Raw genomic sequence first — 12,690 nt, forward strand, 5'->3', positions numbered from 1 at the left:
TAAACAATCATGACAAATAGTATTGAAAAATTTTATGATGAATGGCATAAAAGCGCAGAATCCAATCGTACGTTGGAGATAAGAGACCGTGATTTGTTGGCAATCGAATATGTAGGGAATTGCAGATCTCTTCTCGAATTAGGGTGTGGTTGCGGTGTTTTATTAAATAGGGCTTCATCTGCTCAGAAGGCAGGTGCTGACATCTCTGCAGAAGCCATTAAAATTGCAAAAAAAGAAGTTCATGCTTCAGGCAAAGTAGATTTAAGGGTCGTTAACATCGATAGTGAAAATTTGCCTTGGGAAAGTAATTCATTTGAGGGATGTATGGCTGTTGAAGTTTTAGAGCACCTTTTTGATCCGGTACATGCACTTGCAGAACTAAATCGGGTACTTGAGAAGAATGGTAAGATTGTTGTCACGATACCAAATAGTGGTTACTTTTACTATAGATATTATCACCTGGTTACTGGTGGGGTTTCAGATTTTCATGGTAATGGGATGATAGTAGATGAACATATTCGTTATTATTGTGAACGTCAGATTATGAAGATGATGCAGTTAACTGGATTTGGACATATTAGAATCAAAGGAGTAATGAAGACAGTTGTCAGCACAGAAACTATCCAACAGAAGAGGGACCGAAAACTCAGTTTTAGAAAACTCCTTCATGCTGTACGCCCAACGCCTGTCAATGTCTTATCCAAGAGTAACAAAATATTTCATCTTTGGAAGCGATACCCATCTCTTTTTGCTGTTGGTTTAGTCATTGAAGCCAGGAAAGTGGAAGAAAGTAAATTTCGATACAATGCGGCTATAGACCACCAACATCGTACGGCTGAATTAGAGAAGCTAAATATAAATTACGTAGATTAGACCATATCTGCTATTCAGTAGTAATTATTAGAGTAGACGTGCTTTGACGCAGTTCATCAAAACAGGATAAAGAAACATAATGTTCAAAGATATTCTGAGTTTAATAAAACAAACCATTGCCTATGGTTCCGGGCAAATGCTGATAAGGTCATTGGGGATTATCCTTATCCCTGTATACACTCGCGTATTAACAGTATCGGATTATGGCATTATTAATACCCTTGCGTCGTTCTCAGCGATATTGATGTATTTTTATAATTTTGGTCTCAGCGGTGCAGTTATGCGATATGATGCAGAGCTTCACAGTGATGAAGAGCGCAGGATTGCACACGGTACAGCTTGGGTGTTTCTTGTTCTTATGGCCTTAGGCATTACAGTATTACTGGCTTTTATAAGTCCGTTCACATGGAAGTTTGTTTTCCCCTCCGTTCCTATATTTCCTTTTGCGTTTCTGGTGATTGCCACTGTAGCTATTGAGTCAACCAACGTTGTCCCTATGGCTTTATTACGCATCCGTGGTAAGGCCATCACCTTTTCTACTATTCAATTTCTTCAATTCCTTTCCGTTACTTCGTTAATCATTTTGTTTGTTGTTGTCTTACATCTTGGAGCAAAGGGGCAGTTTTTCGCTCTAATGTTAAATTCTGCGATTTTTGCAATACTCTATGTGGTAATTGCTTTAAGACAAATTAAAATGAACCTTAATTTTCACTATTTGAAAAAATATCTTTCTTTCGGACTCCCATTAATTCCAAGCGGACTTTCGATGTGGTTTCTCTCTTTGTCCAGCATCTTGATTATACAATGGTTGATATCTCTTGAAGCAGTAGGTCTGTTCGGATTGGGCTTCAAGTTTGGCCTTATCCTGGATCTCTTTGTGGTTGCCATTTTGACAGCATGGCAGCCATTTTTCTATAAAAAGGCGGAAACGGAGGAGGGCATTGAACTGTTTTCGTTAGTCGGCACTTATTTTCTGTTTGTTGTAATGGGAATTGGAGTAGCACTATCGCTTGCCGCCTATCCTGTACTTCACCTTGTAACAACACCTGACTACTTTGCAGCAGGCTCCGTAGTGGGTTTTATAATTATTGGTGTTGTCATCAGAGCGATGTATTATTTCAATGTTCAGGGAATTGCATTTATGAAGAAAACTAAGTATCTCCCGCTCATTGACGGTTCTGCCGCAGCCCTTAATATAGGGTTATGCTTGTTACTTATCCCGAGATACGGAATTAAAGGAGCTGCATTCTCTACTATGATGGCCTACTTCTTGCAACTCTCGATTTGTTTTATAGTATCAAAACGTTTGTATCCCATTCCATACCAGTACGGTCGCCTGATCAAGATCCTGATAATCTTTGTGCTTGCATATGTTGGATTATCACATGTGGAATTCAATTCAGACTTATGGACACTCACTATTCGTATGGGAATGCTGCCATTGATTGTGTTGGTTGGATTGTTGCTCTTCCGGGTACTTGAGGAACGTGAGATACGGAAGATTTCTCAATTGTTGCTACAATACAAAACACAATTTGCCAAATATACTACTGGCAAGACTAAAGGAATATAGAAATTGTTATATGATCAAGTCCTTAACAAACACATGGGTTATATCATAAAAGCATGTATAAATCTACTTCCTGATCTCCAGTCCATTATACTTTATGGTAGTTTCGGCAGGGATGAGGGGAGTATGTATCAGGATCAACATGGCAGTTGGCATCCATATAACGATTATGATATTTGTATTGTTGCAAATCGGAAAGCTTTGCCAGGGGATGTAAAGAAAGTGAAGGAAAGACTAGCCCGTAAGGTGGGGATTAACTGGATTGATTTGGGACAGTTTTCACCAGAGGAAATGAGGTGTTTTTGTCCCAGTATCTTGAATTATGATTTTAAATATGCTTCAAAAGTTATTTATGGGGATCAAATGGTACTTGACCTTATTCCAGAAATAAAAGCCTCTGCGCTTCCAATGAAAGAAGCTCAGATCCTCTTCTTTACTCGACTATATACTTTACTTGGCTCGTTGGACAAGAATGGGCTTGACCAAAACCTTAGGGGGGAAACATCCCGTTTTTTTCGTAATCAAATGGCCAAAGCTATCCTGGCAATAGTTGATGTGCTGCTCTTGGCTAAAGGCGCTTACGATGCCAGTTACTGTAAACGTGTCGAAAAGGTAAACGAGCTTTATCCTGAAAAAAAAGAATTTCTTGTGCTGGGCCGCTGGGCACTTGAGGAAAAACTTCGACCTCAGTCGTCAGAAATGAGTTCACAGGAAATACGCAGGATGTACCAATCTGTTCACTATCACTACTTCATAGAAATGTATAACTCCCTGAGCCTGCACTTTTGCAAGAATCTTAATGACCCTCAAGATATTGAGTTCTGCATGAAATGGCAACCTCTTTCATTTATGAAGCGGTTGTATTGGTTTGTTCGTTATTGTGGATGGCAGGTAGAGAGGCAAATTTCCATACAAATAGCGCAATGTTATATTGCTGCCGCCTGGAACCCTGAAAATATTATTATAAAAAACCTTAATCGCGGTATAGCTTTGCTGCGGACAGTGGATCCTCAATTGTCAACTGAAATGAATTGGGATGAGGCACGACTTCAAGCGGTACGCTTGAGGATGGAGGCATAAAATGTCTACTATTCTTTTGTTGCTCGATGCATTCCGTTGTGACTATCTTTCAAAAGAAACAACTCCCTTTCTCTGGAAGTGTGCACATGAAGGTGAACACTACGAGAGAGTTGTGCAGAGCCTTGGATTCTGTGAGCGTACGGAGATACTAACCGGAATGAGAGGAGACGAGTCAGGTTTTTTCACCGCTATCGGTTTTGATACGCTGAACAGTCCTTACGCAACTGCCAAGGGTCTCTCTTTTTTGCATTTTGCAGAGCAGGTAGTTCTTTTTCTTTTAAAATTTGTTCCTCAAACTTTTGGTAACAAAATCCAAAAGCGACTACGCTCATATGTACAGTGGTATTTTCGACAGCAAGGTATCATAATGCCATCATTTTTGATTCCATTTACCTGGCTTCGTTATTTTGCGCTGACTGAAGACCGTATGGATCTGCGATGGACCAACGCGTTTTCGAGACCTTCCATTTTTACCCTCTTGACCGAGGCAGGGAAGACATACTTCTACGACTCATTCACTGCGCTGGGGCTTGCCACGCCATATGCTTCTGACCAGGAACGATTGGATGCAGTAGTCAGAGATCTGGGTGAGGGCAAGAAGGACCTTTACCTTGTCTATGTCTCCATCCCCGATACGTATGGACACCTTTACGGTCCGGAAAGTATAGAATTCCGTACAATACTTCTGGATATGGACCAAATGCTGGAACAATTTGTCGGACAAGCGGAGGCAGCTTCTTCCAAGAATCGATTTCTTTTCGTCGGGGATCATGGTATGCTGACTGTGACAGAGCGTTTCAATGCAGAAAGTGAAATCGAAAATATCTTACATTCTGCTCGCCTGAAAAAGGGAAAGGATGTTTTGTATTTTTTGGATTCTACTATGGTGCGTTTATGGGCGATGAACGATATGGCTCGAAAAACGTTGCCCGGGCTGCTACAGAATGTTTCAGGTTTTTCAGCTTATGGAACATGGATGGATGTTGGAACTGCCGAATGCTACCATGTGCCGTGGCCTGATCGACGTTATGGAGATCATCTCTGGTTGGCAAATCCAGGTGTGCTGGTTTTTCCAGACTTTTTTCATCGTATTGCACCTTGCAAGGGTATGCATGGCTATAACCCGCACATTCAAAAAAGTCAGGGCGTATGTATCCGTTGGGGAGAAGGAGTGGCACTCAAAACCTATCCAACACTACCGTTGTCTACGGTGTTTGAATTGTTAAGACAGAGTGTAGGAGTATGATAATATTATAGAGGAGAAGAAGATGAAAGTTGTTATATTGTGTGGTGGCAAGGGAACACGCTTACGAGAAGAAACTGAATACCGGCCAAAACCGATGGTGGAGATCGGAGGAAAACCCATTTTGTGGCATATTATGCGCGGGTATTCGTACTATGGTTGTGACGATTTTGTCCTTTCCCTGGGTTACAAGAGTTTCTGTATCAAGGAATACTTTCTTCAGTTTAAGCACCTACACAACGATTTTACTATTCAACTTGGTACAGGGCAAATTACCGATCATTTGAAAGAGGGCATTATGGATTGGAAAGTGACTATGGCTGATACTGGAGAAGAAACGCTCAAGGGTGCTCGCATCGCCCGCATCAAACACCATCTGGATGGCGAACCTTTTATGGTGACTTATGGGGATGGTGTTGGCAATATCAATATCGAAGAACTTCTGGCATTTCATAAAAAAGCGGGTACGATTGGTACTTTTACCGGAGTACATATGCCGTCCCGATTTGGCTCAGTCGATGCAGATGTCGATGGTCGCGTCCTGTCTTGGAAGGAAAAACCAATTCTTGCTGGCTATATTAATGCTGGTTACTTTGTCTTTGAACCTGAGTTTTTGGAGTATCTGTCTGATGACCCTGAGTGTGACTTGGAAAAAGAACCACTCGAAAAACTGGCTGCTGATAGTCAACTGTCTATGTATCGCCATGAGGGGTTCTGGCACTGTATGGATACCTACCGCGACAGTATTGAACTGAATGTTATGTGGAACAAGGGGCAGGCGGAGTGGAGGGTATGGAAATGAGTGAACAATCCATCAGACTGGACTGTTCTTTTTGGAAGGATCGAACAGCTTTGATCACGGGTGCTACCGGTATGGTTGGATCCTGGTTGGTGAAAGACTTGTTAACAGCGGGCGCACGAGTAATTGCCTTAGTGCGTGACAGTGATTACCAGACTGAGTTTTTCCGGTCTGGTGACTACCACAAGACCACTATTGTAAATGGCAGGATTGAAGACTACGACACGGTGGAACGCGCTATTAACGAACACGAGGTGAATACTGTTTTTCACCTGGCGGCTATGACCATCGTTGGTACGGCGCTACGCTCTCCCCTGGCCTGTATGGAAGCGAATATTCGAGGTACATACAACGTTCTGGAAGCGTGTCGTGTTTACGGTAACCTTATTCGGCAAGTAGTGATAGCTTCGAGTGACAAAGCATACGGAGATCAGCCGCACCTCCCCTACAATGAAGACATGCCTCTAATAGGTCGGCATCCCTATGACGTGTCAAAAAGTTGCACGGATTTGATCTCCCAGGCATATGTGAACACGTACGATCTGCCGCTCGCCATTGCGCGATGTGGCAATATTTTTGGTGGTGGAGATCTGAACTGGAGCCGTATAGTACCTGGGACGATTCGTGCCCTGCTGGCAAGAGAAAGTCCAGTGATTCGCAGCAACGGGAAATTCATACGTGACTATGTGTATGTGAAGGATATCAGCCGAGCTTATATGCGACTGGCAGAGTGTATCCAGGATCCACAGGTTCGGGGAAATGCCTTCAATTTCAGCCTGGAGCGCCCCATGAATGTACTGGAGATCGTAGATCTGATTCAGAAGTTGATGCACCAAACGGATATCGAACTGGATATTCGTGACAAAGTAAGTTGTGAGATCAAATCCCAGTTTCTGGATTCTACACGTGCCAGGGAAACCCTGCAATGGACTCCTCAGTTTTCCCTGGAAGCCGGTATGCGGGAAACCATTGAATGGTATGAATCTTATTTACAAACCGAGGCTTAATCAGAAGGAGAGATATAGATGATTGATGGCGTACAAATCCATCCTTTGAGACAGATTTGCGATGAGCGTGGCAAAATCATGCACATGCTGCGAGCGGACGCCCCACACTTTGAGCAATTTGGTGAGATTTATTTTTCTGTAGTCTATCCGGGTTCGATTAAGGCCTGGCACCTGCATCACAAACAGGTCCTGAATTATGCAGTTGTATCTGGTATGATCAAATTTGTCCTGTACGATATTCGAGAGAATTCTCCTACCAGGGGTGAACTGCAGGAAGTGTTCATGGGGGAAGACAACTACTGCCTGGTGCGTGTACCAACCGGGGTATATAATGGCTTTAAAGGTTACGGGGGAAAACAATCCATTGTGGCTAACTGTGCTACAGTACCGCACTCGCCGGACGAGATGGAACGGCTGGACCCTTTTGATCCGAGTATTCCATATGACTGGGCTTTGAAACATAGATAGGAAACTATGAATGCATAAACGAAAAATTCTGATTACAGGTGGGCGTGGCATGTTGGCAACTGATCTTGCGGCGTTCTTTTTGGATAAGCCGTTTGATGTTCGATCTGTGGATCGGCATGAGCTGGATATCACCTGTCGCGATCAGGTACAGGCATTTTTTCAGAGCCCTGAACGCCCGGATGTGGTGATAAATACACCCTGTTTGCATGTCGAACCATGTGAGGATGTACCGCAGACTGCGTATGCGATCAATGCCTGGGGACCAAAATTGCTTGCCGAGACATGCCAGCATTTTGGAGCTACACTTATACAGATTAGTACTTGTGGGATTTTTGGTGACACGATATGTGCTTACCATGAATACGACCCGGTTGTGCTGAAAACCTCTTATGCTCGCTCTAAATACGCGGGGGAAAAGTATGTGTCTCGTATTTGTGACAAGCACTACATTTTACGCCTGGGCTGGTTGTATGGAGGGGAGGTGCATCACGCGCGGAATTTTATTGTTGCGCGCTATCGAGAGGCGCTACAAACGGATGTGATGCATAGTGCAGGCGACAAATACGGGTCGCCTACATATACCTTTGACGTGGGTGAAACCCTCCTGTCTCTTTTGGATGCTGACCAGTACGGCGTGTATCATGTATCGAATCAAGGTGGGTGCTCGCGCGCGGAGTATGTGCGGGAGATACTCCATGCATTCGGTCTGGATGTCCCGGTGGAAGAGGTGGACTCCAGCCATTTTCCACGCAAGGCCAATGTGCCGGATTGCGAAATTCTGACGAGTTACAATTTGTCTTACGTCGGAGTGCCCCTGCTGGAACCGTGGAAAGAGGCGCTGGCTCGCTACGTGCATTTGATTAAGAACAAAATATTATAAAATAAAACACTATTAACCGTTATTGTTTCGGTAGATATTTTGGAAAATTAGATACAATTGGACAAGAACATTTTTCCACACTTATTTATTTCAGTTGTTGTCTGTGTTTTTAATGAAGAAAAATATCTTCGGATGTGCCTTGACGGGCTCTTAAATCAAACATATCCGAATGATGGATACGAAATTCTGATCATTGAAAATGCTTCAAAGGATCGTACCCGGGAAATAGGTGAGGCGTATATTCGCTCTTTGCCTCCGAATTCTCCGAATATGCGTATGCTCTGCATTGAACACGTAAATCTGTCGGTATCCAGAAATATAGGAATTCGTAATGCGAGCGGAAATTTTATCGCTTATATCGATGGTGATGCTGTGCCGGAGCCAACCTGGATTGAGGAACTTGTGAAACCTTTGCGCTCAGGAGCTGATTATGTGGGAGGGCGGATCAATCTCCTCAATATAGATTCTAGCGTAGCCAGGTTCCTGCAACGTACTCGCAACCGGCAGTTCTTTGGTCCACACATTTTCGAAGGGCATTTCGTTGGGTGTAATATGGCGTTCCGCAAGGAGATATTTGATAAAGTCGGGGGATTTTATGAAAACTTTGTTGCACGCGGCGATGAGTCTACATTACATGAAAGGATTTGTGGCCGTTTTTCTTATGCTCCTGCTCCAGAGGCAGTTGTCCTTCATGAGCGTCCTGATACGGTAATAAAAAGTGTGCGTACCGAATGGAAGTCTGCTATTTTGTCAAACTTGTGTGCCAAAGCTTCAAAATCTAAAATGCATTGGAAGGTGGTGTTCCTTTTCTTAGAACAGTTCCTCATGACCATTTTTCCTCTTTTGTTATGTATTGTCTGGTTTGCACCAGGGATCTTAAGTCTTCCGTTAGCGCTTACGACATTTGCCGTTATCCGGCGCTTATATTTTCGCCCTCTTAATCGTGCGATAGCGAAAGGACTTATAGGGAATTACGGCTTTTTCAGAGGTTTTTTTGCACATATTCTGTTTTGCTTTAGCTATAATATTCTCTATTTTTTTGGATCTCTTATCAGCCCTTGGCTGTATCGTAACATGAAAATTATTCCTCCTATGACTACAGACTTTAAAGTTCTAAAGGCATTTGTTAATGAGAAGTAATATGTACCTGAATAAACAAGATTTACCATTATCGTCACACCGTTTTCTGTTTTCCGATATAATCGCTACGAGTATATTCTGGTTACCCCTTCTACTAATCGGCAGTTATCTGCTTAGTATTGCAAACGAAACATATGCTCCTTTCCTGGCTGTCTTTTTGTTTGTGGTTTTTGGGCTGATTGTATGTGCTATGGTTTTTTCAAAAGGAGAATACGAATTACGTTCATTTCTTTTGTCTTTTAGTGTTTGTGTCTTAGTGGCAGGTGTGGCACAAAATTACTCATTAATCACTTTCGGTGAATTGCAATCTACGCGTGACGCCGCAAACTCTTTTTTCCCGCTCATTTCGGAATCGCCCCCTTTTACAACTATGCAGGATATACCTGTTAATTTTAATTCTCCCCTGGCTATTTTAATTTGGCAGAGAATTTATGCCTTGGCATGGTTGCTTGGGATGAAGTTTGGGCTTTATACGGGAGTCCTTTGTAATGCTTTTGTTGTAGGCTTGTCTGGTGCTACAACCGTGGCTGTAGCCAGGGAGGTATTTGGAAATGATCACTTGAGACTGAGGCGTCTTAGTATCCTGGTATCATGTTGTGGTCTGTTCTGGCTTTTTGGTGCTATCTTAATACGTGATTGCTTTATCTTGTTTATAAATGTTATGGTTCTATGGAGATGGGTTGTCTGGATGAATAGGCCGTCTGTAAAAAATTTTATTTTCGGCATAGTCATTACAGGAATTGCAAGTTACGCAACCTTTTATCTTCGACAGAAGGCCGTAGTTCTGTTTGGATTATTTTTTATGATGTCAGTTATTGTTAGGATACGGCATATGGATTCGAAATTCCAAAAACCTGTTTTCGTAATCGTTATAACTCTTGGTATTTTGCTTGGATTTGGCTATATACGTCAATTTTCTGATATTTCGCTAAATTACAAATCGCAGGTAAGTGAGAATTACTTAGAGCATATAAAAGATCATGCAACGGAAGATTCACTAGGAATGAAATTGGTTGTGAACCAACCTTTACCAATAAAGTTAGTGCTTGGCTGTGCCACGATGGCCATAAGTCCCATCCCAATTTGGTGTTCACTTAAGTTTGGCGCAAGTGAGTATCATTTAATAAAAAATTTTAATGGCATCTACCAGATAATAATTATGCCTTTAGTTATTGGCGGAATATTCATGGTGTTCCATAGAATGTATGGTCGCCAAAAAAATCAAATTGCTGATTCTCTGTTTTATCTTGCTATTTATTCATTAGTTGGAATCTTGTCAGTGGTTGCTACATCATTGGAGCAACGACATTTTGTGCCATTTCTCCCAGCTTTATTAATTCTTGCGGTATTACCTGACATAAGAGAAACCGGTACTTTGCGGTTATTACGTAAAATTTCACTTATGTGGTATGCTATTGTAATATTGGTGCATGTGGGGTGGTTATTACTAAAATTGTAAAACTATTCGCATAAAGTTTGGCTGTTGATGTATAGGAATTTCAATAATTGTTAATAATATTTTAAATTCGTTTTATGTTTTCTATTAAGGTGAAATCACGATCAAAGTTTTAATTTTTGTGACACAGTTTTATCAACTTAATGGTGCAGAGCGCCTTGCTGTGGAACTGGCAGAAGAGTTGAATCACCTCGGGATCCATGCTGATATTCTGAGTATGTATACTGAGGATCTATATGGTGTAAAAGAGATAAAGACTTCCCTCTTGGCAAGAGGTATTCGTAGAGTGTTTTTCCTCGGGTTGAGAATCCATCCGCCGATTATTAGTATGATCCCTGCGATAGTACAACTCAGGAACTTACTGCGTGAGGAAAAGTATGACATTATTGAAACTTCCAATATTTCTCCGACAGTTCTTGCGGCTTGGGCCACATGGGGACAGCGAACTAAGCATTTAGTCGGTTTGCACTGTGTATATAGCAAAGATCGTGAGAATTCACTATACCACCGCTTTTGGCGATTTTCTGTTCGTTGCAACTCTCAGATTCGTTTTTATGGTATATCAAATTTTGTTACGGGCAGATGGATCAGCTATTTTAATACATCTCTGTCGTACTGCCGGACTATTTATAACGGTATTTCCCGGGAGTACTTTGAAGTGAGTTCGGCAAGAAGTGATGTACGCCAGGAATTAGAAATATCAGATCAAGGAAGAATTATTATCTATGTTGGACGGTTGGTAAAGGAAAAAGGTATTGATACGCTTTTTGAAGCAGTCTGTCCACTTTTGCAAGAAAATGATTGTTATCTTTTATATATAGGTCTTTCCTATTTGAATGTATGTGGCTCTGATGAATTAGTTAAACTCATAAAAAAGAAAACAGAAGATGCTGGAGTACAAAAGCGTGTAAAGTTTCTTGGATTTCGTAAAGACACGGCGAGATTAATGGCATCATCCGATATTCTTGTGCATCCTGCTCAAACTGAAGGCTTTGGTCTTGTTCTTGTTGAAGCAATGGCAACTGGGTTGCAAGTAGTGAGTAGCAATGTTGATGGAATTCCAGAAGTGCTGAAGGAGACTGATTCGATAATGGTCCCCCCTGATTGCCCTGACACGTTACGTAAGGCAGTTCTCGAAGTACTACAAAGAACTCCGGAAGCAATGGAGAACGCTATTTCAAAAGGACGTATACGGGCAGAGGAATTTCGAGTGGAACGGCGAACTAAAGAAATGATTACACTTTTTGAAAATATGCTTACTGGTGATTTTTGATGAAGAGATTACGACACTGGTATACTCATTCCTGTTTAGTACTCTCTGCATAAGACACCATTCATTTCTTTGATACCATTATGATTTTGTTCGTTAAAAAAGTACATAATCTTTTAAGGGTGTCGCTGTGGTAAATCTGATTCTTTACAACATACTTGGTTCTGGTAAATATTAAAATGAAAGGCTTGAGGTGTGTCGATAATAGAAGTATGAATAGAAAAAAGTATTTTTATTTTCTTACGTTTTTTATAATTAGCATAATTTTATTTTGCTTCTCCCTGTTTTATACATTTCCTTTTTTTTAGTAGTTAATAAACAGCCTACAGGTGAAGTTGATGTGATTCTCAACCTCTCAGGTGATTTTGGGCGAGTAGTGTATACTGCTGAGCTTGCTCACCGTTACCCAAAGGCACAAATCCTGATAACCTGGGCTGAAATACCTTTTAACAGTAAGATACTTGAAGAGGCTGGGGTAGAATTCCCTCTAAATAAAGATGTAATGCGTAAATTGCTTATTGTAAAAGGTGTCGAAGATCACAGGATAGGTGTAATTGGTAAATGGCTGACTTCCACTTTAGAAGAGGCCCTCACTCTCCAAAAGTACTGGCAGAGTAATAGCTTTAATAAACTGCTGGTGGTTACTTCTCCTGTACATTCCCGCAGGGCAAAATTCACATTCCAGGAGATATTTAAAGATACAGATGTGGAAATTTCTGTTCTATCTGATCCTTACGATCCGTTTAACCCTGGTAAGTGGTGGAAAGATGAGGGTAGTTTATTAAATGTAGTTTCAGAAGGGTTAAAAATATTACTGTATCGTTACAAATTTGTTACAGAAAATTTCTAAAAAACATTGGGGTTTGGGGCATCGCCTCAATAAAAAGAAGCCTATTTATAGCAC

The 12,690-nt window shown here is 41.5% G+C and carries 12 protein-coding genes; all 12 read left to right on the forward strand.

Going from position 1 to position 12,690, the window contains the following annotated elements; translation table 11 throughout:
- Nucleotides 1-9 precede the first annotated feature (9 nt).
- The 12 genes from SCALIN_RS20585 (at nucleotide 10) to SCALIN_RS20640 (ending at nucleotide 12,636) form a co-directional block, all read left to right on the forward strand.
- Nucleotides 10-873 carry a class I SAM-dependent methyltransferase gene (locus SCALIN_RS20585; protein WP_096896313.1) on the forward strand — a complete coding sequence of 288 codons (864 nt, stop codon included), beginning with the start codon at nucleotides 10-12 and terminating at the stop codon, nucleotides 871-873.
- Nucleotides 874-952: 79 nt separating this feature from the next.
- Nucleotides 953-2,446: an oligosaccharide flippase family protein gene (locus SCALIN_RS20590; protein WP_096896314.1), complete on the forward strand. Its 1,494-nt coding sequence runs from the start codon at nucleotides 953-955 to the stop codon at nucleotides 2,444-2,446.
- A gap of 3 nt (nucleotides 2,447-2,449) precedes the next feature.
- A complete protein-coding gene (locus SCALIN_RS20595; protein ID WP_096896315.1) occupies nucleotides 2,450-3,523 on the forward strand; it encodes a nucleotidyltransferase domain-containing protein in 1,074 nt (357 codons plus the stop codon).
- 1 nt (nucleotide 3,524) lies between these two features.
- A complete protein-coding gene (locus tag SCALIN_RS20600) occupies nucleotides 3,525-4,769 on the forward strand; it encodes an alkaline phosphatase family protein (RefSeq protein WP_096896316.1) in 1,245 nt (414 codons plus the stop codon).
- A gap of 22 nt (nucleotides 4,770-4,791) precedes the next feature.
- Nucleotides 4,792-5,568, forward strand: coding sequence for a glucose-1-phosphate cytidylyltransferase (gene rfbF, locus SCALIN_RS20605; RefSeq protein WP_096896317.1), 777 nt, complete (start codon nucleotides 4,792-4,794; stop codon nucleotides 5,566-5,568).
- On the forward strand, nucleotides 5,565-6,572 hold the full coding sequence (locus SCALIN_RS20610) for a GDP-mannose 4,6-dehydratase (protein WP_096896318.1): 1,008 nt from the start codon (nucleotides 5,565-5,567) through the stop codon (nucleotides 6,570-6,572). The genes rfbF and SCALIN_RS20610 overlap by 4 nt, the downstream gene beginning before the upstream one ends.
- 18 nt (nucleotides 6,573-6,590) lie before the next feature.
- Nucleotides 6,591-7,040, forward strand: a complete 450-nt coding sequence (locus SCALIN_RS20615) for a dTDP-4-dehydrorhamnose 3,5-epimerase family protein (protein WP_096896319.1) — start codon at nucleotides 6,591-6,593, stop codon at nucleotides 7,038-7,040.
- A 10-nt stretch (nucleotides 7,041-7,050) separates the two neighbouring features.
- The gene (locus SCALIN_RS20620; RefSeq protein ID WP_096896320.1) at nucleotides 7,051-7,920 is read left to right on the forward strand and encodes an SDR family oxidoreductase; all 870 of its coding nucleotides are present in this window, start codon (nucleotides 7,051-7,053) and stop codon (nucleotides 7,918-7,920) included.
- 57 nt (nucleotides 7,921-7,977) lie between these two features.
- Complete coding sequence (locus SCALIN_RS20625; protein WP_096896321.1) at nucleotides 7,978-9,060, forward strand: glycosyltransferase; 1,083 nt, start codon at nucleotides 7,978-7,980, stop codon at nucleotides 9,058-9,060.
- A 1-nt stretch (nucleotide 9,061) separates the two neighbouring features.
- Complete coding sequence (locus SCALIN_RS20630; protein ID WP_096896322.1) at nucleotides 9,062-10,519, forward strand: hypothetical protein; 1,458 nt, start codon at nucleotides 9,062-9,064, stop codon at nucleotides 10,517-10,519.
- A gap of 118 nt (nucleotides 10,520-10,637) precedes the next feature.
- Nucleotides 10,638-11,789 (forward strand): glycosyltransferase family 4 protein, encoded by a 1,152-nt coding sequence (locus SCALIN_RS20635; RefSeq protein WP_096896323.1) that lies wholly within the window; start codon nucleotides 10,638-10,640, stop codon nucleotides 11,787-11,789.
- Nucleotides 11,790-12,126: 337 nt separating this feature from the next.
- Nucleotides 12,127-12,636 (forward strand): YdcF family protein, encoded by a 510-nt coding sequence (locus SCALIN_RS20640; protein ID WP_162532449.1) that lies wholly within the window; start codon nucleotides 12,127-12,129, stop codon nucleotides 12,634-12,636.
- Nucleotides 12,637-12,690 lie beyond the last annotated feature (54 nt).

Source organism: Candidatus Scalindua japonica (assembly GCF_002443295.1).
Taxonomy (GTDB): Bacteria; Planctomycetota; Brocadiia; order Brocadiales; family Scalinduaceae; genus Scalindua; species Scalindua japonica.